Raw genomic sequence first — 22,602 nt, forward strand, 5'->3', positions numbered from 1 at the left:
TTAGCGATTGCAGCGGCATCCTTTTTTGCAATTAAAAGCAAAAAAGATATAGCGTAAAGCGCGACCTCCCGATAGCTATCGGGAGTGGTAACGCCCAAATACTAATTCTCTTTTAACAACTTAGTAAGTTCGTCTAATTTAGGCGTTAAAATAACTTCTATGCGTCGGTTTTTTGCTCTACCTTCTGGTGTATCGTTAGTTGCTATTGGCGCAAATTCACCACGACCTGCAGCGGTTAAATTTTCGGCATTAATGGAAGCATTTTCTCTTAAAATAGTTACAATAGCCGTGGCACGTTTGGTAGATAAATCCCAGTTGCCCACTATTTGCCCACTGCCTTGGTACGGCACATTATCGGTATGCCCTTCGATTAACACGGCTATATCTGGGTTTGTTGCTAACACAGTTCCTAATTGCTGCACCGCTCTTCTACCCTCGGTACCAACGGCCCAACTTCCTGAACTGAATAGCAATTTGTTTTCCATAGAAACATATACTTTACCATCGCGCTGCTCTACGGTTAAACCTTTACCTTCAAAATCGGTCAAGGCTTTAGAAATCGCCTCTTTTAACGCAGTCATTGCCGCATCTTTATCTGAGATTACTTTTTCTAGTTCTGCTACGCGGTTTGAACGGTTTGCTAATTCTTGTTTTAGTTTTTCTAAACGTTGGTTTTCTTCTGCCAAGGCTTGTTCTTTAGCCTCTAATTGTGCTAACAGCTCTCGGTTTTTTTCTGAATTTGCAGCAATAGACGCCGAACTATTTTTTTCTAATGCATCGTATGATGACTTAAGCGCATCTAAATTTGCCTTAGTTGCATCGAAATCGCCTTGTAGTTTATTGCGCTGTGCAAGCACTTGTGCGTAATCTGCTTTAAGTTGTTTTAATTCGTTTTCAGCCTTTGTTTTATCGAAAAGTAAATCTTCATTTTCGTCTGAAAGCTTACGGTTTGCTTGCTTTAAATTGGCGTATTTAGATTCTAAATCTTTATAGATTTTTGGAGACACGCACGAAGAAATAAGTACGAGTGTTAAGGCAACTAAGAAAATTCTTTTAATCATTTTTATACAGTATTTAGGGTTTGGTTTTTAAGTTTCTATTTCTAATAAAATTGGGCAATGATCGCTATGCACTGCATCCGACAATATAACGGCTCTTTTTATCTTTTCTTGTATGGCTTTAGAAACCATGGCATAATCTAATCGCCAACCTTTATTATTTGCTCTAGAATTTGCCCGGTAACTCCACCATGTATAATTATCTGGCTCTTTATTTAAATGCCTGAAAGAATCGATAAATCCGCTATTTATAAAACCTCCTAACCATTTGCGTTCGGCGGGTAAAAACCCAGAGGTATTACTTAAGCCTTTTGGATTATGAATATCGATTTCTTCGTGACAAATATTGTAATCGCCACAAATAACTAAATTAGGGATGTCTTTTATTAATTTATTGATATACTCTTGAAACATATCCATGTATTCAAACTTGTGATCCAATCTGGCATCATTTGTTCCTGAAGGCAAATACAAACTCATAACGGAAACTCCATCAAAATCGGCTCTAATATTGCGACCTTCAAAATCCATCGAATCAATTCCTGTGCCATATTCTACATGATTAGGCTCTATTTTACTTAAAATAGCAACCCCACTATACCCTTTTTTTTGAGCACTAAACCAATAGCTATATTTATACCCTGCTTCAGCAAAAAGTTCTAAATCTAATTGCTCTTTTAACGCTTTAATTTCTTGCAAACAGATAACGTCTGGATTGGCACTTTTTAACCAATCTAAAAATCCTTTATTTATGGCTGCTCTTATACCGTTTACGTTGTATGAGATTATTTTCATTTACTTTGTTTTAATGAGACCCTAACCTACGTTGGGATGACTCGTTTTTTTAAAACGAGTTAATTTCAGCTAAAATAAATAATGCGTTACTTTTACACTATTAATTTGGAGTTGTTTTTCACGAAAACTATTAACAAAATATTTTAAACTATTTAGAGTTTAAATATCAAATGAAGTTTATAACCTTTCTTTTTCTCTTTTTTATTGGGTTTTGTGCGCTGGCGCAAGAGCAGAATTCAAATTATAGAACTAAAAAAGTTGCTATAAACGATTCTATTGCAATTGACCATGTGAGTATTAATCCGAATTATTTTTCAATTAAAATTAATAATACTACGGTTGTAGATTCTTCTTTTTATAAGGTTGATTTTAAAAAAGCTGTTTTGTACTTTATAAAACCTATTGAAACTGATTCTATTAGCATTAATTATTTAAAATTTCCGGAGTTTTTAACTAAAACATACAAGCAATTAGATGAAGCTATCATTGTTGAAAATACCGAAAATATAAAAACACTTTATCAATTATCTGCACCTAACAACACCAAAGATTTTGTTCCTTTTGATGGTTTAACCACCACCGGAAGTATCTCGCGTGGGGTTACCATTGGAAATAATCAAAACTCGGTTTTAAATAGCGAATTAGACCTTCAAATATCGGGAAAACTAAGCGACAAGGTATCGCTTCGGGCATCCATTCAAGATGCTAATATCCCGTTACAAGAAAGTGGTTATAGCCAGCGATTAGACGAATTCGACCAGGTTTTCATTGAATTGTACAGCGACCGTTGGAATATTAGAGCAGGCGATATCGATCTACAAAATAACGATTCTTATTTTGCACGCTTCTCCAAACGTGTGCAAGGTTTATCAATAAACGCAAAATTGGGTGAAGACCATGCGCAAACCAATGTGTTTGCCGCTGGTGCTTTGGTGCGCGGGCAATTTACAAGAAGCTTATTTACCGCACAAGAAGGCAACCAAGGGCCTTATAAATTACAGGGAGAAAATGGCGAATTGTATGTGCTTATAGTTTCAGGTAGCGAAACTGTTTATGTAAATGGTGTGGTAGCGCAACGGGGCGAAGACAAAGATTATATCATTGACTATAACGCTGGCGAAATTATATTTAATTCCACGTTTCCCATTACCTCCGAAATGCGAATTACGGTCGATTACCAATATAGCGAACGTAATTATTCGCGCCTCGTCGCTTTTGGCGGAAGCAGATTTGAAAGCAAAAAACTGAATATTGGCGTTGCTATTTATTCTGAAAATGATGCTAAAAACCAAGATTTGCTGCAAAACCTATCGGAAGCACAAATTCAAATACTTTCAAATGCTGGTGATGATGAATCTCAAATGGTGGCATCTTCTGAAGTTTTAGAATCATACAGCGATAACAGAATTCTATATAAAAAAGAACTTATTAACGGGGTTGAAGTCTTTGTTTTTTCTAACAATCCGGACGACACGTTATACCAAGTTACCTTTACCAACGTAGGACCTAACCAAGGCGATTATATTTTAAAGAGCACCAATGCCATTAATAACATTTATGAATATGCAGGCATTTTACAAGGTAGCTACGCTCCAATAATTGAATTAATTGCGCCTATAAAACTTCAATTAGCGATGATAAATGGAAACTACACACCAACTAAAAAAACAGATATTGGGTTTGAATTGGCAGCAAGTAAAAATGATTTAAACTTATTTTCAAACTTAGATGATAGCGACAATAATGGGGTGGCAGGAACATTAAAAATTTCTCAAAATCTTAAAAAAAATGATAGTTTATGGAGCTTAAACGCCTTTGCCGATGGTGATTTTATTTCCAAAAACTTTAAAACCATTGAACGCTTATATAATGCCGAATTTAACCGAGATTGGAATTTAGATAACAGTGCTACAACAACCTCTACCCTAGATTTTGGAGATCAAACGTTATTAACTACCGGATTGCGCTTAACTCATTTAAAAAAAGGCATTGCTACCTATCAATTTGAACATTTGGGATACTCTGGATATTTCAATGGAAACCGTCATATTTTAAATACCAACTTGATGCTTAATAAATTTAGAATAGCATCGTATTCCAGTTTTTTAAATGCTACTTCAACCGCAAATACTTCTACATTTTTAAGGTCTTCAAACACCTTAACATATAGCATGAATAAAAGTTGGCTAGGAACAAAGTTGGCTATTGAAGCGAATGAACAGACCACTATCGCAACCCAGGAACTAACGGCTTTAAGTCAGAAATTTAAATCGTACGAAGTCTTTTTTGGGGTGGGCGACAGTACAAAAATTTTTACCGAAATAGGCTATAAAAACCGAGTGAATGATAGCATCAGAAACAATCAATTACAAAAAGTAAATACCTCCAACACCTTTTATTTAGATACAAGGCTCATTCAAAATACTAACACTAATTTGTCGCTTTATGCTAATTACAGAACCTTAAATAATGTCGACCAAACTATAGATGATGAACAATCTATAAACTCCAGATTGCAATTCAGTCAGAAATTATTCAAGCAAATAGTGCAATGGAACACCCTTTTTGAAACCAATTCTGGCACCTTGGCACAACAAGATTTTACTTATGTAGAAGTAGAGCCCGGTCAAGGCACTTACATGTGGATAGATTATAACGAAAATGGCATTCAAGAATTGGAAGAATTTGAAATTGCGCAATTTCAAGACCAAGGCAAATACATTCGCGTATTATTACCCAATCAAATCTATTTAAAAACACATCAAAATAGATTCAGTCAAACACTTACAGTTAACCCGTCACAATGGTCGGTTTCCAAAAATAAATCACAAAAATTCTGGTCGCATTTTTATAACCAAACCAGTTATTTAGTTGATAGAAAACTAAAACGCGATGGCAGTAGTTTTAACTTAAATCCGTTTGAAAGTAGTTTCGATAATCAATTGGCATTGCAACTAAACTTAAGAAATGTATTGTTTTATAACCGAGGTAAACAACGCTATACTACCTCTTACACCTATCTTTCAAATAAAACTCGCAGTATTTTATCGATTGGTTTTATTGAAAATGCATTGAAAAGCCACCAACTAAATTTCAACCATAAATTTGCCGTTAATTGGTTAATAACCCTTCAATCTGATTTTGAAAATAATGAAAGTACCAGTGAAAATTATGCTAGTAAAAATTACAACTTTAATGAAACGCGGTTAAACCCCAAACTAACTTATTTGTTTAATGATAATTCGCGTTTCGATGTTTATTATCAGCATGCCAGTAAAGAAAATATTATAGGTGATTTAGAAACTTTAAAACAACAAAAATATGGCACGTCTTTTACGTTTTCAAGCAGTCTGAAAAGTTCTATTATTGGGGAGTTTAACTTTTTTTCGAACAAGTTTGAAGGCAGTTCAAATACGCCTGTTTCATATCAAATGCTCGAGGGATTGCAGCCAGGAAAAAACTTTACCTGGAGCTTATTAGCACAAAAAAAACTAACTACTTTTTTAGATTTAAATCTAAGTTACTTTGGCAGAAAAACTGAAACCAGCAAAACCATACACACCGGAACTGTACAGTTAAAAGCCTATTTTTAAAGAACTTGTAACTTATATTACATAGTTACATCCTTTTTTTATTAATTTAGCGTGCATATGACTAAACTAGTTGCCATATTATTTTCTACTTTGATATTATTTCAAAGTTCTAATATTAGTTTTGATGATCTATCAAAATTACATAACCTATTAGAACATGCTAAATATCATGAGGCAAATTATGGCGATAGTTTTATTGATTTTTTGGCAGAACATTATGATGAAAGTAAAGGGCAACATGATTTTGATCATGAAGAACACCAAAATTTACCGTTTAAACACCATCAACAGTGTACACATATCTCACATGATTTTACAGTAACTACGCCATATTTTTTTGTTACTAGCGATTCTAATTTTTTAGAAGTCCCTGTTAACTTTTTCTATCAAGAACCGACTTCTTCTTTCGAAAAACGTCCCGTTTTACAACCACCAAAAAACGCTTAATTCGTCTCTTACTATTTCCTTTTAAAACGATTCAAACACACTGTTTAGAATAGCATTTATCAATTTTATTAACACAAATTATGTTAGAAACCATAATTAAGTTCAGTTTAAAAAACAAGCTTGTCGTTCTACTATTTATAGGTTCTGTTATAGGATTTGGAATTTTTTCGTTAACCCAAATTCCCATAGGTGCCGTCCCCGATATTACCAATAACCAAGTTCAAGTTATTACGACCTCCAGAAACTTATCTACACAAGATGTAGAGCAGTTTATTACATATCCTGTAGAACTTGAAATGGCAAATCTTCCCGGAGTTGTTGAAATTCGGTCGGTCTCAAAATTCGGATTATCAGTAGTCACTATAGTTTTTGAAGATAAATTGGGGACTTATTTACCCAGACAATTAATTGCCGAAAAAATTAAAATGGCGTCCGAAAAAATTCCGAATGGTTTTGGAACTCCCGAAATGGGACCCATAACCACAGGATTAGGGGAAATTTACCAATATATTTTAGATGTAAAACCGGGTTACGAAAACCGCTATACGACAACAGAGTTAAGAACCATTCAAGATTGGATAGTAAAACGTCAATTATCGGGAATACCCGGCGTAGTAGAAGTTAATACTTGGGGTGGTTATTTAAAACAATACGAGGTTGCCATAAATCCAAAAAAACTCAAAGCAATGAATATCGCCATTTCAGATATTTACAATGCTTTAGAAAAAAATAACAGTGTAGCTGGTGGTGGTTATATTGAAAAAACCAATAAATCCTTTTTTATTCGTGGCGAAGGATTAGTAAACTCCTTAAACGATATTGAAAACATTGTTGTAAAAAATGAAACCTTTCCCATATATATAAAAGATATTGCCGAAGTTGGCTTTGGAAGTGCCACACGTTTTGGAGCTATAACAGGTAATGGTGAAGGCGAAAAAGTACTGGGACAAGTCATGATGCTGAAAGATGGCAACTCGAAAGAAGTCATCGACGCAGTAAAAGAACGCGTTGCTTCTATGCACAACACCTTACCAGAGGGCGTATATATTAACCCCTTTTTAGAACGTAGTGAACTTATAGCAAAAACAACCTTTACGGTAGCCGAAAACCTAATTTTAGGATCGTTGATAGTTATTTTTGTGGTGGTTTTGTTGTTAGGAAACTTACGCTCTGGCTTGGTTGTGGCTTCGGTAATTCCTTTAAGTTTATTGTTCGCCATTTCGCTAATGAATATTTTTGGAATCGATGCCAACTTAATGAGTCTTGGCGCCATAGATTTCGGAATTATTATAGATGGTGCTGTAATAATAGTAGAATTTATTGCCTTTCAAATTACTTCACAAAGTTCAAAAATTAAGCTTCAGTCACAAGAAGAACAGCAAAATACTATAGATAGCGTTACTTTAAAAAGTGCCTCTAAAATGATGAATTCGGCCATATTTGGTCAGCTCATTATCCTCATAGTTTTTATTCCAATTCTTTCATTAAGCGGTGTGGAAGGTAAAATGTTCAAACCCATGGCCTTAACTTTTAGTTTTGCTTTAATTGGTGCTATGCTTTTTTGTTTAACCTATGTGCCTGTTATTTCTTCAATGTTTTTAAAACCAGACAAACAAAGTGATAAAAACATATCGGTTAAGCTAATGAAGTTCTTAACAAAAATGTACAAACCTTCCATTCATTGGGCGTTAGAGTTTAAAAAAACAGTGTTGTCGCTCGCCGTATTACTTTTAGCGGGAAGTATTTGGATTTTTAGTAATATGGGTGGTGAATTTGTTCCGACTTTAGATGAAGGCGATTTTGTAATTCAGCCTGTTTTAAAAACCGGAACATCGCTTAGTAAAACCATTGAAATTACCACAAAAATTGAACAAATATTAATCGATAATTTTCCTGAAGTAGACCAAGTAGTGAGTAGAATTGGAGCTGCCGAAGTTCCTACAGACCCTATGAGTATGGAAGAAAGTGATGTGATTATTAAATTAAAGCCAAAAAAAGAATGGGTTTCGGCCAAAAGCAAAGACGAACTAGCCGATAAATTTAAAGAAGCGCTTTTAGTTATTCCTGGAATGGAAGTAGAATTTACGCAACCCATCGAGATGCGGTTTAACGAATTAATAACCGGTGTACGCGCCGATGTAGCCATCAAGATTTTTGGTGAAGATTTATCGGTTTTAGCAAAAAAAGCAGCCGAAATTAAAACTTTAATACAGAACGTAGAAGGTGCTTCAGATATTACTATTGAAAAAGTAGAAGGCTTACCGCAAATGAGCGTTACCTATAATCGAAATAAAATTGCACGCTATGGATTGAATATTTCAGATATCAATCAATTAATTTCAGCAGGTTTTGCAGGAGGAACGGTAGGTAATGTATTTGAAGGCGAAAAACGATTTGATCTCGTAATTCGCTTAGATGAATCGCATCGAAAAAATATTGAAAACCTCCAAAATCTGTATGTCGATACCCCCAGTGGCACAAAAATTCCTTTAAGTGAACTGGCAGAAATAAAATATACAACCGGACCTGCAAAAATATCGAGAGATGACACGAAACGTCGCATCGTAGTTGGCATTAATGTTAGAAATAGAGACTTACAATCGGTTGTAAACGATGTGCGCCGTATTATTGAAACTAAGGTTAAACTTCCTGTAGGATATAGCGTTGCTTATGGTGGTCAATTCGAAAATTTACAAAGTGCCAAAGCCCGATTAATGATTGCTGTTCCGATTGCTCTGTTACTCATATTTATTATGCTTCATTTTGCTTTTGGTTCGCTAAAAGAAGCCTTTATGGTTTACACTGCCATACCACTCTCTGCCGTTGGAGGTATTCTATTATTATGGCTTCGAGACTTGCCTTTTAGCATTTCGGCAGGCGTTGGTTTTATTGCTCTTTTTGGTATTGCAGTGTTAAACGGCATTGTTTTAATAGAGCATTTTAAAGAACTTAAAGAACACGGCATTACAGATATAGAAGAACGCATAAAAAGAGGTACAACAGAACGATTACGCCCTGTGCTGTTAACGGCGGCCGCTGCTGCATTAGGCTTTTTACCAATGGCTATTTCTACCAATGCAGGCGCCGAAGTTCAACGTCCGCTTGCCACCGTTGTTATAGGAGGTTTAGTAACGTCTACCGTTCTAACTCTTATTGTATTGCCTGTGTTATATGCTTGGTTTGAAGAAAAAACAAAAATTAAAATGAACAAAAAAGGAATTGCATCAATAATTATAATAATGCTATCTGTTTCATTACACGCACAACAACCACCACTTTCGATTGAAGAAACTTTGAATTTAGCTATTGAAAATAATGCTGGTTTAAAAGCATCTTCATTACAGGTCGAAGAATCGGATGTTTTAATTGGTAGCGCATTTAATTTTGATAAAACTTCGCTGTTTTATAACTACGACGAAAACAATATTGCCATAAATGGCGAACCATTAAAGGTTTTCGGTATTTCGCAAGATTTTAAATTCCCAACCGTATATTTTGCAGACAAGAAGGTCAATAAAGCACAGTATAGCCTACAGAAATCTTATTATAATATTGCGCTTCAAACACTAAAACGAGAAGTTAATATGGCGTATTACGAGTTAAGTTATGCTAAAAACAAAGCAAAAACATTTAAGTTCTTAGATAGTTTGTATAAAAACTTCGCACAGGCTGCAGAACGCCGTTTTGCTTTGGGTGAAACCAATTATTTGGAAATGATTACCGCCAAATCTAAACAAAAACAAATAGAAACATTTTATAAACAAGCGCAACAGGAAGTTATTTTGCTAACCGAACAATTAAAGAAAATCGTTCAGGTTGATGCTATTCAAATACTAGACGAACCATTAATAAAATTAGAATTACAAGCTATTTCCATAGAGAATAATGCTGGTTTATTGTTGTTTGAAGAGTCTAAAAATTATTACAAAGCAGTCCATCAGCAAGAAAAACAAAATTTACTACCCGATTTAAGTGTAGAATATTTTCAAGGTTCTAATAACACCTTAAATGACCAAATAAAAGGATACCAGTTTGGTGTAAAAATTCCATTGTTATTTAGCGGACCTGCTTCAAAAATAAAAGCTTCAAAAATTGCACAAGAAATAGCTGAAGAACAAAAACTGGATTACACATTTAAATTAAATGCAGAATACCAATCGCTGTTAGCCAAACTTCAGCAATACAACGAAGCTATTAATTATTATGAAACACAAGGTAAAAGCCTTTCCGAAGAAATTATAAAAACTGCCGAACGCACTTTTAAAGAAGGAGAAATCGATTTTTTTCAATACTTGCAAAGCATCGAAACGGCAAAGGATATGGAATTAACATACCTTAATAATCTTAACGATTATAATCAAACCATTATCGCCATTAACTATTTAATACTTTAATACATCTAACATGAAAAACATATATATCTTATTCATTTCACTTGCATTTGTGGCCTGTGGCAATTCAGAAAAAAATAATGAATCCACTTCTGAGGCCGATTTAAATTCTAACACCATTGTAGTAACGCCTGCACAATTTAAAGGCGAAGGCATGCAATTAGGCACACTCCAAAAACAGGATTTTAATGGAACTGTAAAAACCAATGGTATGATTGATGTTCCACCAAGTAATAAAGCCAATGTTAGTACTTTTATGGGCGGATACATTACTAAAACGCCGTTATTAATTGGCGATAAAGTAAAAAAAGGGCAGCTTTTAGTCACCCTTGAAAATCCGGAATTTGTAGAATTACAACAACAGTATCTAGAAATTGCCGAACAACTTAATTATTTAAAATCGGAGTTTGAGAGACAAAAAACATTGCATGATGAAAACATTACTTCTCAGAAAAACTTTTTAAAAGCCGAAAGCACTTACAAAAGTAGTTTAGCGCACTATAACGGCTTACAAAAAAAGCTGAAAATGCTAAATATTAATCCCACTTCCGTAGAGCAAGGACAAATAACCTCAACAGTAAATATCTACGCACCTATTGAAGGCTACATTACTAAAGTTAATGTAAGCAATGGCACCTACGTATCGCCAGCCGATACAATTTTAGAAATTATTGATACTGCACACATACATTTAGAATTAATCGTATTTGAAAAAGATATTCTAAACATTAAAAAAGGTCAAAAAATAAACTTTAAAATTCCTGAAGCATCTGCAAAAACTTTTGAAGCCGAAGTACATTTAGTTGGAACGTCTATCGATGCAACCAATAGAACCGTGAAAATACATGGGCATATTAAAGATGAAAAAGAGGCTAGCTTTATTGTTGGAATGTTTGTTGAAGCCGAAATAGTAATAAACAATACTAATAGTTTTGCATTACCAAATACTGCCGTTGCAGAAATTGAAGGCGACTATTTTGCTTTAGTTTTAGAAAGCAAAAGCGCTAACTACACGTTTAACAAAACAAAAATAAACGTAGGCAAACAAACCGAAAATTATATTGAAGTTCTAAATTATAATGATTTTTCAGACAAACAAGTATTAACTAATGGCAGTTTTATGTTATTGTCGGAATAATAAAAAAATTTAATTATTTGAAAGCTGTAAACTATTATCCACCTTGTTAAATACAGACATAATAACTTTTACAGCTTCAATATAAAACTCGGGGTGAATATTCTCGTAATCGTCTGTTGGTTGGTGGTAATCCGCATGGTCGTCAACTCCAAAATACAAAAAAGGAATACCTCTTCTATGAAAGGACACATGGTCTGAAGCGTAGGTCCAGTTTTCATTCCAATTACCTTGATCGTGCCCTTTTAATAGGCTTATGGTCGTTGAATATTCATGGTTAGAGATAATTTGCTCAAGCGTTTTATTAAAGACGGTTCCTACGGCAAATAGTTCATTCTTATCACTTCTACTAATCATATCCATATTAAGATTTACTACTATTTGCTTTAACGGAATAATACTATTGTTTACGTAATATTTAGAACCCTCCATCCCTAATTCCTCAGCATCAAAAGCAGCTAAAATAACAGAATGCTTAGGCGGATTGTTTTTAAAATATTCCACAAAACTAAATAAGGCACTAACCCCAGAGGCATCATCATCTGCCCCATTATAAATTTGTCCGTTTTTAATGCCCTCATGGTCGTAATGTGCACTAATTACAACATATTTTTGTGGATAGGTGGTGCCTTTTACATAACCTAAAATATTAACACCGTTATAAGTAGTGTCTTCATGCGTAAAAGTAAAAGGCTGTTCTAAACTTTTTCCCAGTGGCAAAATAGCATTATCAGTAAACTCTTTAATAATATAGTTTGCGGCTTTTAGGGCTCCGGGAGTTCCTGTTCTTCTGCCTTCAAAAGCATCAGAAGACAAGGTTTTTATATGATGCAGGAGTAACGTATCATTAAATATTGGCGCTTTAATGGAACTGGTAGTATTTTCTATTTGCCCATACGTATTAAAAACTGATACACACAGCAACAAACAAAAGCATATAATTTTTCTCATGTGATAATTTAAAGATTTAAATCTAAACAAAAAACCCAAGCTACAGCCTGGGTTTTAATTATTATCGATGAAAGGAATTTGTTATACTGATTATTATCATTGTGATTTTCTCTTAGTTTTTAGAAATTATAACTTCTGACGTGGAAATAATCTATTAATCAATATAAAATGAAAACAAAACTACTATTGTACGTTATGTGTTGTTTTGCTATGCTTTCCTATTCACAAAACACGTACGTACCAGACGACAATTTTGAACAAGCTTTGATAGCCCTCGGCTACGATACAGCTCCTTTAGATGATTATATACCTACCGCTAATATTAGTTCGGTAACAGATTTGAATTTATACAATAAAGGGATTAGCGACCTTACTGGAATTGAAGATTTTACTGCTTTAAATACATTATATTGTGGAAATAACAATCTTACAAACCTAGACATTTCTTATAATACATCACTTCAGAACCTCAGCTGTCATGCAAACAACTTAACAAGTTTAAATACAAGTGCAAATACTGCACTTACTCAATTAGTCTGTTCTTATAATAATATAAGTAATTTAGATCTTAGCAATAATGTTTTATTAGAATATCTGAATTGTGAAGATAACAATTTAACCGTTTTGAATACCCTAATGAATACAGCACTAACTAGCTTATCATGCTCTAATAACCCTATAAATAATTTAGATGTTAGTGCTAATACGTTATTAGTTTCATTAGATTGTTCAAATAGTATGATTAGTAGTTTAAATATTAGCAATAATCCTTTATTAATCTCTCTATCATGTTATTCAAATAATATAAGTAGTTTGGATGTAAGTAATAACACTGTTCTTCAAGCTTTATATTGTTATTCAAATAGTCTAAGCAGTTTAGATGTAAGTGCCAATACCGCCTTAAGAACATTGCAATTTCATAACAATAACATTAATGCTATTGATGTTAGTAATAATACCGCATTAATTTATTTGTATACTTCGAACAACAACATAAGTAACTTGGATATTAGTAAAAATATTGCTTTAATAGTCCTAACCTGTGAAAGTAATAATTTGAATAGCTTAGATGTAAGTAATAATACTTTGTTAGAAGGTTTATATTGTACAGATAATAGTATAACTACGTTAGATGTTAGTAGCAACCCTAATTTGGATGCTCTTAATTGTAACTATAATAACATTGTTAGTTTAGATATAAGTAATAATCCAAAATTAAAAGGCTTGTTATGTAACACTAATAATTTAGAAAGCCTGGATATAAGTAATAACCCTAATATAACGTGGTTTTATTGTGATAATAATAACTTGTCTAGCTTAAATGTTAAAAACGGTAATAATATTAATTTTAATGATTTTGATGCCAGAAATAATCCTAATTTAAACTGTATAAATGTAGATGATGCTATTTGGAGTACTGCCAATTGGACTAATATTGATTCACACTCTATTTTTAGTGAAGATTGCGCCGCATTAAGTATTGAAGATTTAGGGGCTTCTAATTTTAATATTTATCCTAATCCAGTAAACGATTTGTTAACGATTAACCTCAATGAAAAGGCAACTTTTAGCCTAAGCAATTCGAACGGTCAGTTATTAACAAAAGGCGTATTATACCATGGTAAAAATGAACTGAATCTTTCTAATTTATCCAGTGGCTTCTATTTTATAAAAATTAAAAGTGCAGACGGCATTGTAACGAAAAAACTAATAAAACTGTGAGAACAAAAAACCCAAGCAATTGCTTGGGTTTTTTATTCAGATTAAACTGTATTCTTTATTAAATACTAGCTTTCATTAATTCTCTGTTCATGCGAGCGATATTGTCTAAAGAAATTCCTTTAGGACATTCTATTTCGCAAGCACCAGTATTGGTACAGTTTCCAAAACCTTCTAAATCCATTTGAGTTACCATATTACGTACACGGTCTGCAGCTTCAACTTGACCTTGTGGTAACAAAGCATATTGAGATACTTTAGCGCCAACAAACAACATAGCAGAAGAGTTTTTACAGGTCGCTACACAAGCACCACAACCAATACAAGTTGCAGCATCCATAGCTTCATCGGCAGCATGTTTAGAAATTGGAATCGAGTTAGCATCCTGAGTGTTTCCAGAGGTGTTTACCGAAATATATCCACCAGCTTGCTGAATACGCTCAAACGCTGTTCTATCAACCACCAAATCTTTTATTACTGGAAATGCAGCGGCTCTAAATGGTTCGATAGTTATCGTATCACCATCTTTAAACATACGCATATGCAATTGGCAAGTGGTAATACCTCTATCTGGTCCGTGAGCTTCTCCATTAATATACATAGAACACATACCACAAATGCCTTCACGACAATCATGATCGAATGCTACTGGTTCTTCTCCTGCATTTACTAATTGTTCATTCAAAACATCCATCATTTCTAAAAAAGACATGTGTTCTGAAATATCAGTTACTTTATAATCGACCATTTGACCCTTTGAATTTGAGTCTTTCTGTCTCCAAATTTTAAGTGTGAGATTCATCATCATATCTTTTCTTATTTGTATGAACGTTGTTTTAATTCTATATCTTTAAATTCTAATTGCTCTTTGTGTAATACGGCATCAGCTGGTTCTCCTTTATATTCCCAAGCAGCAACAAAAGCAAAATCTTTATCATTACGTTTCGCTTCTCCTTTTTGAGGACCATCTGTTTCAGCAGATTCTTCTCTAAAATGTCCACCACAAGATTCTTCACGCATTAAAGCATCTTTTGCAAATAATTCGCCTAACTCTAAAAAGTCTGCCACACGACCTGCTTTTTCTAATTCAGGATTCATTTCATTTGCAACTCCTGGTACTTTAACATCTTTCCAGAACTCTTCACGTATTTGTTTAATTTCGGCCATAGCTTCTTTTAAACCTTTTTCATTACGTGCCATTCCTACTTTATCCCACATTACTTTTCCAAGTTTTTTGTGGAAATAGTCAACAGATTTTGTTCCTTTATTATTGATGAAGAAATCAATTCTATCTTTTACTTCTTTTTCTGCTTCATCAAACTCTGGAGTATTTGTTGGAATTTTACCTGTACGAATATCGTTTGATAAATAATCGCCTATTGTATAAGGCAATACAAAATAACCATCAGCTAACCCTTGCATTAAAGCCGAAGCTCCAAGTCTGTTTGCTCCGTGATCTGAGAAGTTTGCTTCACCAATACAATATAGACCATCAACTGTAGTCATTAAATTGTAATCTACCCAAATACCACCCATAGTATAATGTGTTGCTGGGTAAATCATCATAGGTGTTTTGTATGGATTCTCATCAACGATTTTCTCATACATCTGGAATAAGTTTCCGTATTTTTCTTCAACGATAGCTTGTCCTAAATCGTAAATTTTTTCCTTTGAAGGATTTGATATATTTTGAACTTTAGCTTGTGTTTTTCCGTAACGTTCGATTGCCGAAGCAAAATCTAGATAAACCGCTTCTCCTGTTGCATTAACACCAAAACCTGCATCGCAACGCTCTTTAGCGGCTCTTGATGCTACATCACGAGGTACTAAATTTCCAAATGCTGGATAACGACGTTCTAAGAAATAATCCCTATCCTCTTCTGCGATTTCAGTAGGTTTTAATTTTCTCTGTTGAATAGCCTTAGCATCTTCAATCTTTTTTGGAACCCAAATACGACCATCGTTACGTAACGACTCAGACATCAACGTTAATTTTGACTGATAATCGCCTGAACGTGGAATACATGTTGGGTGAATCTGTGTAAAACAAGGATTTGCAAAATACGCACCTTTTTTATGAATTTTCCAAGCTGCAGTAGCATTACTTCCCATGGCATTGGTAGACAAGAAGTAAACGTTTCCGTAACCTCCAGTCGCAATAACTACAGCATGAGCCGAATGTCTTTCTATTTCGCCAGTAATTAAATTTCTAGCAATAATTCCTCTTGCTTTGCCATCAATTTTAACAACATCAAGCATTTCGTGACGATTAAACATTTCAATCTTACCACGAGCAATCTGACGGTTCATTGCAGAATAGCATCCTAATAATAATTGCTGACCTGTTTGTCCTTTAGCATAAAATGTTCTTGACACTAATACACCACCAAACGAACGGTTATCTAACAATCCACCATAATCGCGAGCGAAAGGAACACCTTGAGCCACACATTGGTCGATAATATTTCCAGACACTTCAGCTAAACGGTATACATTCGCTTCACGAGATCTGTAATCACCACCTTTTACGGTATCATAAAATAAACGGTATGTTGAATCGCCATCGCCCATATAATTCTTTGCCGCGTTGATTCCTCCTTGCGCTGCAATAGAGTGCGCTCTACGTGGCGAATCTTGATAAGCAAATGCTTTTACATTATAGCCTAATTCTGCCAAGGTTGCCGCAGCAGAACCTCCCGCTAGACCCGTTCCAACAACGATAATATCTATGTGTCGTTTATTGGCAGGATTAACTAAATTAATATGATTTTTATAATCTGTCCATTTACTTTGAATTGGACCATGTGGTACTTTTGAATCTAATGCCATATATCTGAGATTAATGGTGATTTAAATGATGAAAAAGGGCAACAACTATAAATCCTAATGGAATTATAATTGAATAAGCTTTTCCTATATTTTGTAATGTTTTCTTTCTTCCTGCAGTAACACCCATTGATTGGAATGCCGATGTAAAGCCATGTGCTAAATGCAACCCTAATAAAACAAAGGCCACAACATAGGCTGCTACTCTCCAGATAGGTATAAATTTCTCTTGTAATTCATGGAAATATCGGTAACCATCAATTCCTTCATGAACTCCAGACCAATCACCTTGAATGTATTTAGTATTTAATTCTGGAAACCAGAAATCAATAAAATGTATTATAATGAATGCTAAAATTACAAGACCACTGTAAATCATGTTTCTACTCATCCAGGTTGAGTTTGCCGCTCCATTATTTTTGGCGTAAGCCACTCCATTTGCTTTCTTATTTCTTAGCTCTAATACAAAGCCCATTACAAAATGAAAAACAACACCAAAGATTAATACAGGTTGTAATGCAAACTGTACCAATGGGTTTGTTCCCATAAAATGTGACAATTCATTAAACGCATCTGCACTAAAAACAGATGTTATATTTACCGCTAAATGAATAATTAAGAAAAACATGAGGAAAAAAGCTGAAAGCGCCATGGCCACTTTTCTACCTATTGAAGAATTAAAAAATCCGCTCATTATATTGAATTTATTTATATGCTTGCAAATGTAAGTTAGGATAGCGTTTTAGACAACAAACATTTGTCATGTTTTTGTTATTTAGAATGATTTTAAAGAAATGCAAGGGATTTGCTTCTTTTTTTTGAAAAAATTATTCAAGAATTATCTTCTTAGTAATCATAGCCTTATCGGAATAAATATTCACAAAATACATCCCTTTTGAAACACCTTGTAAATTAATAGTTTTTATTCTTGATGCATTTGTCATATCGAATTTAGCCATAAGTCTTCCTCTAATATCGTAAATCACCACTTTTTCTAAACTAATAAGAGATGAATTGTTAATATTAAATATGCCTTTATTTGGATTAGGATAAAGACTTATTGCTGCTGTTAATTCTTCTTCTTCTATGCTTAAATAGCATGGGTGATTCGTCATAACTTCTAAACCTGTGCAGGAGACAATCGTTGTACTTCTGGTTTGAATAGTAGTTGCGCAGGCAATATTTCCCGTACCCAATACCCGCTGTTCTTCGGAAGTTGAAATCGCATAATGCATCACATCATTTGTGTTGTTAACATGCCCTAATTGATGTCCATGCCCTAGTTCATGCAGCGCTACACTTTCAAAATCATACTCTCCAATTTCTGTTGAATTTATGTCTGAACTATAATTCCAATCTGTTGCATCATCAAAAACAATATCAAATTCATACACATACCAATTTATAGAACTATTTCTATTAACAATACAACCGCTATAATAAAAAGTACATTGACCTAATACACCATTGTCTAATTCATTATTAACATCAAATCTTACGACATTTACACCATCACTGGCTGCCACGTTTGTATTTGTGGTTGCTCCTGTAACCCAATTAATACCGGTACCACAACGCCAAGAATCTAATGCTCTCAAAAACGCAGCTTTTGCACTAGCATTATTATCAAAACCTGTAAACATTCGCCAAGTATACCCACCAGAAAAATTATCATCAACATGCTGGGTTCTGTAGGCTACATCTGTTCCCGGATTTATATCATCTGCCACCACATTGATTTCTGCATAGGTCACGGTTAATTCGGCCACTGAAGTTGCAGAAGCACCAGCACTATCCGTAACCTCTATAATACCAGTTCCAGCATCCGAGGGAACCTCTACAGTTATTTGGGTGTTACCCCAAGATAATATTTGTGTACTTAAGGCACTAATTAAGGTTGCTCCACCATCGTCGGCGTTACTAAAAGAAACTTTACCGAGCGTACCCGGTGCACTACCAAATCCTGTCCCATTTATTGTAAGCACAGACTTAGTGCCAGCACTAATATTTGTTGGACTAAACGTTATGCCGCCTGGAGCAAGTAAACCTTTGTTAGCTGCACTCTGTTTGGATTCCAAACTTAAATTTTTAACTTCTACCACATCACTTTTCGTGATAGCCATTATTTCGCCGTAAAAAGCTGATGTAATCCCTTGCTTTTTATTGAACGGATTTATGGCTTCATCCTTAGTTAAATTGTATTTATAAAATCCTTGTAAGGACCCATAGGTTTTAAACTGTTTTTTAGCTGATTTTTGTTTTATATTAATATTATTGTCATAAAGCATAAAAACACCTGTATCATTTGTACGCAGTTTTAAACTTGGCGTAACAATTTGCGCCGATAAACCTACTGTTCCTCCTTCAGTAATAATTTCAATAGTTTCTAGAGCTTCTCCTTTAAAAACCTTATAAACTTCAACCGTGTTGACTGTATAAATATTTTTATGTTCTGCATCCCAAAAAGAACTTTTGGATAGCACTTTACCTTCAATAACTAAACTGGAATTCGTTATTTGTTTCTCTAGTGATGTTTCTTTAAGCAAGATTTGACTAAACAGATTGCTCCCGCCTAACCCTAAAAAGCACGAAATCAGCATAATATGTTGAAGTATTTTTTTCATAGCATTTAATTATTCTATTCAATTCTAAGCAGTAGTGAATCAAATATAACAAAAATCAGGCTTGTTTTATTAACTTTTGCTACTTTTAGCATGCTTTAACTTGTTATACCGCAAAACAAGCAACCAATGCAAATACCAATCATATATAACTGATTCATAATTATTTGCATCATATTATAGAAATAATAACATATTATACTTATGAAATATTCACCAATAAATTCTAAGCTTTTTATTGAAAACAGAAGAAATTTTACAGCTAAAATGAAACCTCATAGTTTGGCTGTTTTTAATTCTAACGACATTTACCCTATTAGTGCTGATAGCACAATGCCTTTTGAACAGCATCGCGATATATTCTATTTAAGCGGTGTAGACCAAGAAGAAAGTATTTTAGTTTTGTTCCCAGACTGCCCAAAAGAAAAACATCGCGAAATTTTATTCTTAAAAGAAACCAACGCCCATATTGCTGTTTGGGAAGGCGAAAAACTAACAAAAGACGCGGCTTTTAAAACCAGTGGTATTAAAACCGTTTATTGGCTGCAAGACATGGAAAAAATCATGTTTGAATTAATGACGCAATGCGAAACCGTTTACATCAATACAAACGAGCATTACAGAGCGAATGTAGAAACAGAAACACGCGAAGATCGCTATACCAAATGGCTTAAAGAAAAATACCCTGCGCACAGCGTCGCGAAAAGCGCTCCCATTTTACAACGATTACGCTCTGTTAAAAACCAAATAGAAATAGACTTAATTCAGCAGGCCTGTGATATCACTGAGAAAGGGTTTCGTAGAATTTTAAATTTCGTAAAACCTGATGTTTGGGAATATGAAATTGAAGCCGAATTTATGCACGAATTTTTAAGAAATCGTTCTAAAAAATTCGCGTATACGCCTATTATTGCTTCGGGAAATAACGCCAATGTTTTGCACTATATAGAAAACAATAAACAATGTAAAGCAGGCGACTTAATTTTAATGGATGTTGGTGCAGAATATGCTAATTATTCAAGCGACTTAACACGAACTATCCCAGTTTCAGGCAAATTTACGAAACGACAAAAAGAAGTCTATAATGCAGTAAACCGAGTAAAAAACGAAGCAACAAAAATGCTATTACCTGGTACGGACTGGACCGAATATCATATAGAAGTTGGAAAACTCATGACATCTGAATTATTAGGCTTAAAACTTTTAGATAAAGCCGATGTGAAAAACGAAAACCCAGAATGGCCTGCGTACAAAAAGTACTTTATGCACGGAACCAGTCACCATATGGGTTTAGATACTCATGATTATGGTATTTTAACCGAACCTATGCAACCAAATATGGTGTTTACTGTAGAACCAGGAATTTATATTCCAGAAGAAGGTTTTGGTATTAGATTAGAAGACGATGTTGTGATTCAAAAATCTGGCGAGCCCTTTAATTTAATGCGCAACATTCCTATAGAAGCCGATGACATTGAAGCGCTTATGAATTCTTAATTTCAAAAAGATTTATAAAATTAAAAGGGGCGTTATATATAACGCCCCTTTTTTGCATGCAACACTAAAATATCGTGATTTATAGAGTGACTAATTCAAATAAATAATCGTTTAGTTTTTGCAGCGTGTTAATTTTGTTTTTAGTATCTACTAGTAATGAAATATTGTTATTACTTCCGCCATAAGAAATCATTCTAATTTTTACATCTTGTAATATTTGAAATAACTTATAAGTTTCAGAATGATTTACTACGGAATGCCCTACCAAACAAATAATACTTTGGTTTTTATCCACTTCAATGGTTGCAAATTTCTCTAATTCCGCAATGATTTTATCAAGATTTTTATCATCATCAATTGTTAAAGAGACTGCAACTTCAGAAGTTGTAATCATATCGATGGAAGTTTCATAAACTTCGAATATCTCAAACACTTTTTTCAAAAATCCATGCGCCTGAAGCATTCTTCCAGATTTTATCTTGATAGCTGTTATGTCATCTTTAGCCGCCATAGCTTTAACTCCTGTTTCAGAATGATCGTCGTTAATTAAAGTGCCATAAGCTTCTGGATTCATGGTGTTTTTTAATCGTACAGGAATATTAAGATTTCGAACGGGAGTTACCGTTTGAGGGTGTAATATTTTTGCTCCGAAGTATGCTAATTCCGCCGCTTCATCAAATGATAAATTCGAAATTGGTCTTGTGTTGTCAACATAGCGCGGATCGTTATTATGCATCCCATCAATATCTGTCCAAATCTGAACTTCTTCAGCATTGATAGCGGCCCCAATAATGGTAGCTGTATAATCACTTCCTCCACGTTGCAGATTCGAAATTGCTCCTTTATCATCTAAACAAATAAAGCCTTGCGTAATATAAATTTCGGATTCTTTTGTATCGCTAAAAGTTGTTTTAAACTTCGCTTTTATATAATCTAAATCTGGATCTTTTGCCGCATCAATTCGCATAAAATCTAAAGCGGGTAACAACGCTGAAGAAATCCCTTCCTGATTCAAATAACTGTTCACCATATACGTAGAAAGCAACTCACCTTGAGCTACAATCTGATTTTCTAATGCTACAGAAAATGGCTTCGCAGTACACTCTACCAATAGGTTAAAAATACCCGAAACATAGGTTTTAACATCCTTGTTTAAAACTGTATTTGTAATGAGATTATCAATTACGATAAAATAGGTGTCATGCAACTTATTAATTTTATCGATAGCTGCATTCGATTCATTATCCGCAATATCCTTAGCAATCGCAACTAACTGATTGGTTGTTCCTGACATTGCAGATAACACTACAATCTTTCTTTCGCCATCGTTGATAATGTTTTTAACATTACATATGTTCTCAACCGTTCCAACCGAAGTTCCACCAAATTTTAATACTTTCATACCTTTTCTTAATGTCTTATTTTAATTCAGAATCATATTCTACAACGAGAAATCATAAATTCTGAGTACTGCTTTATAATTTAAGGCGCTAAACTATAACTCCTTAGCCTAAAAAAGATATTTATTAAAAAATATGTTTATTTTTGCACATATTGTTAAATAATTAA

The 22,602-nt window shown here is 34.1% G+C and carries 14 protein-coding genes; 6 read left to right on the forward strand and 8 right to left on the reverse strand.

All coding sequences use genetic code 11. The annotated features are described in order from the left end of the window. Positions 1-101: 101 nt before the first annotated feature. Positions 102-1,061 (reverse strand): OmpA family protein, encoded by a 960-nt coding sequence (locus ACFQ0I_RS01880; protein ID WP_379938839.1) that lies wholly within the window; start codon positions 1,059-1,061, stop codon positions 102-104. A gap of 27 nt (positions 1,062-1,088) precedes the next feature. Further along, positions 1,089-1,853 (reverse strand): exodeoxyribonuclease III, encoded by a 765-nt coding sequence (locus tag ACFQ0I_RS01885; protein WP_379938841.1) that lies wholly within the window; start codon positions 1,851-1,853, stop codon positions 1,089-1,091. 170 nt (positions 1,854-2,023) lie between these two features. On the opposite strand from ACFQ0I_RS01885, the gene ACFQ0I_RS01890 reads away from it, so the two are divergent. From ACFQ0I_RS01890 to ACFQ0I_RS01905, 4 genes are all read left to right on the forward strand, one after another. After that, a complete protein-coding gene (locus ACFQ0I_RS01890) occupies positions 2,024-5,446 on the forward strand; it encodes a hypothetical protein (protein ID WP_379938843.1) in 3,423 nt (1,140 codons plus the stop codon). Positions 5,447-5,503: 57 nt separating this feature from the next. After that, positions 5,504-5,893: a hypothetical protein gene (locus ACFQ0I_RS01895; RefSeq protein WP_379938845.1), complete on the forward strand. Its 390-nt coding sequence runs from the start codon at positions 5,504-5,506 to the stop codon at positions 5,891-5,893. An 80-nt stretch (positions 5,894-5,973) separates the two neighbouring features. Then, the gene (locus ACFQ0I_RS01900; protein WP_379938847.1) at positions 5,974-10,287 is read left to right on the forward strand and encodes a CusA/CzcA family heavy metal efflux RND transporter; all 4,314 of its coding nucleotides are present in this window, start codon (positions 5,974-5,976) and stop codon (positions 10,285-10,287) included. A 10-nt stretch (positions 10,288-10,297) separates the two neighbouring features. After that, on the forward strand, positions 10,298-11,422 hold the full coding sequence (locus ACFQ0I_RS01905; RefSeq protein WP_379938848.1) for an efflux RND transporter periplasmic adaptor subunit: 1,125 nt from the start codon (positions 10,298-10,300) through the stop codon (positions 11,420-11,422). 9 nt (positions 11,423-11,431) lie between these two features. Here the strand turns inward: ACFQ0I_RS01905 and ACFQ0I_RS01910 are convergent, their stop codons facing one another. Next, positions 11,432-12,370 carry a M28 family peptidase gene (locus ACFQ0I_RS01910; protein ID WP_379938850.1) on the reverse strand — a complete coding sequence of 313 codons (939 nt, stop codon included), beginning with the start codon at positions 12,368-12,370 and terminating at the stop codon, positions 11,432-11,434. A gap of 168 nt (positions 12,371-12,538) precedes the next feature. Between ACFQ0I_RS01910 and ACFQ0I_RS01915 the strand changes: the two genes are divergently transcribed. Next, entirely contained in the window at positions 12,539-14,092 is a 1,554-nt protein-coding gene (locus ACFQ0I_RS01915) for a leucine-rich repeat domain-containing protein (RefSeq protein WP_379938852.1), read from the forward strand. Positions 14,093-14,150: 58 nt separating this feature from the next. Here the strand turns inward: ACFQ0I_RS01915 and ACFQ0I_RS01920 are convergent, their stop codons facing one another. The 4 genes from ACFQ0I_RS01920 to ACFQ0I_RS01935 all read right to left on the reverse strand — a co-directional run bounded on the left by ACFQ0I_RS01920 (position 14,151) and on the right by ACFQ0I_RS01935 (position 19,539). Next, the gene (locus tag ACFQ0I_RS01920) at positions 14,151-14,891 is read right to left on the reverse strand and encodes a succinate dehydrogenase/fumarate reductase iron-sulfur subunit (protein WP_379939938.1); all 741 of its coding nucleotides are present in this window, start codon (positions 14,889-14,891) and stop codon (positions 14,151-14,153) included. A 14-nt stretch (positions 14,892-14,905) separates the two neighbouring features. Next, complete coding sequence (locus tag ACFQ0I_RS01925) at positions 14,906-16,918, reverse strand: fumarate reductase/succinate dehydrogenase flavoprotein subunit (RefSeq protein WP_379938854.1); 2,013 nt, start codon at positions 16,916-16,918, stop codon at positions 14,906-14,908. Positions 16,919-16,928: 10 nt separating this feature from the next. Next, complete coding sequence (locus ACFQ0I_RS01930; RefSeq protein WP_379938856.1) at positions 16,929-17,609, reverse strand: succinate dehydrogenase cytochrome b subunit; 681 nt, start codon at positions 17,607-17,609, stop codon at positions 16,929-16,931. A 133-nt stretch (positions 17,610-17,742) separates the two neighbouring features. Beyond that, complete coding sequence (locus ACFQ0I_RS01935; protein WP_379938858.1) at positions 17,743-19,539, reverse strand: T9SS type A sorting domain-containing protein; 1,797 nt, start codon at positions 19,537-19,539, stop codon at positions 17,743-17,745. 201 nt (positions 19,540-19,740) lie between these two features. Here ACFQ0I_RS01935 and ACFQ0I_RS01940 point away from each other — a divergent pair, with 201 nt between their 5' ends. Then, the gene (locus tag ACFQ0I_RS01940) at positions 19,741-21,033 is read left to right on the forward strand and encodes an aminopeptidase P family protein (protein ID WP_379938859.1); all 1,293 of its coding nucleotides are present in this window, start codon (positions 19,741-19,743) and stop codon (positions 21,031-21,033) included. Between the two features lie 79 nt (positions 21,034-21,112). Here ACFQ0I_RS01940 and ACFQ0I_RS01945 read toward each other — a convergent pair whose 3' ends face one another. Continuing rightward, complete coding sequence (locus ACFQ0I_RS01945; protein ID WP_379938861.1) at positions 21,113-22,435, reverse strand: aspartate kinase; 1,323 nt, start codon at positions 22,433-22,435, stop codon at positions 21,113-21,115. Positions 22,436-22,602: the final 167 nt, after the last annotated feature.

Origin of the sequence: Mariniflexile aquimaris (assembly GCF_042676825.1) — a bacterium.
Lineage (GTDB): Bacteria > Bacteroidota > Bacteroidia > Flavobacteriales > Flavobacteriaceae > Mariniflexile > Mariniflexile aquimaris.

What these genes read in the sequence shown, in the direction of transcription:
- ACFQ0I_RS01880 (WP_379938839.1), bottom strand. Translation starts at nt 1,061, where the DNA reads ATGATTAAAAGAATTTTCTTAGTTGCCTTAACACTCGTACTTATTTCT.
- ACFQ0I_RS01885 (WP_379938841.1), bottom strand. Translation starts at nt 1,853, where the DNA reads ATGAAAATAATCTCATACAACGTAAACGGTATAAGAGCAGCCATAAAT.
- ACFQ0I_RS01890 (WP_379938843.1), top strand. Translation starts at nt 2,024, where the DNA reads ATGAAGTTTATAACCTTTCTTTTTCTCTTTTTTATTGGGTTTTGTGCG.
- ACFQ0I_RS01895 (WP_379938845.1), top strand. Translation starts at nt 5,504, where the DNA reads ATGACTAAACTAGTTGCCATATTATTTTCTACTTTGATATTATTTCAA.
- ACFQ0I_RS01900 (WP_379938847.1), top strand. Translation starts at nt 5,974, where the DNA reads ATGTTAGAAACCATAATTAAGTTCAGTTTAAAAAACAAGCTTGTCGTT.
- ACFQ0I_RS01905 (WP_379938848.1), top strand. Translation starts at nt 10,298, where the DNA reads ATGAAAAACATATATATCTTATTCATTTCACTTGCATTTGTGGCCTGT.
- ACFQ0I_RS01910 (WP_379938850.1), bottom strand. Translation starts at nt 12,370, where the DNA reads ATGAGAAAAATTATATGCTTTTGTTTGTTGCTGTGTGTATCAGTTTTT.
- ACFQ0I_RS01915 (WP_379938852.1), top strand. Translation starts at nt 12,539, where the DNA reads ATGAAAACAAAACTACTATTGTACGTTATGTGTTGTTTTGCTATGCTT.
- ACFQ0I_RS01920 (WP_379939938.1), bottom strand. Translation starts at nt 14,891, where the DNA reads ATGAATCTCACACTTAAAATTTGGAGACAGAAAGACTCAAATTCAAAG.
- ACFQ0I_RS01925 (WP_379938854.1), bottom strand. Translation starts at nt 16,918, where the DNA reads ATGGCATTAGATTCAAAAGTACCACATGGTCCAATTCAAAGTAAATGG.
- ACFQ0I_RS01930 (WP_379938856.1), bottom strand. Translation starts at nt 17,609, where the DNA reads ATGAGCGGATTTTTTAATTCTTCAATAGGTAGAAAAGTGGCCATGGCG.
- ACFQ0I_RS01935 (WP_379938858.1), bottom strand. Translation starts at nt 19,539, where the DNA reads ATGAAAAAAATACTTCAACATATTATGCTGATTTCGTGCTTTTTAGGG.
- ACFQ0I_RS01940 (WP_379938859.1), top strand. Translation starts at nt 19,741, where the DNA reads ATGAAATATTCACCAATAAATTCTAAGCTTTTTATTGAAAACAGAAGA.
- ACFQ0I_RS01945 (WP_379938861.1), bottom strand. Translation starts at nt 22,435, where the DNA reads ATGAAAGTATTAAAATTTGGTGGAACTTCGGTTGGAACGGTTGAGAAC.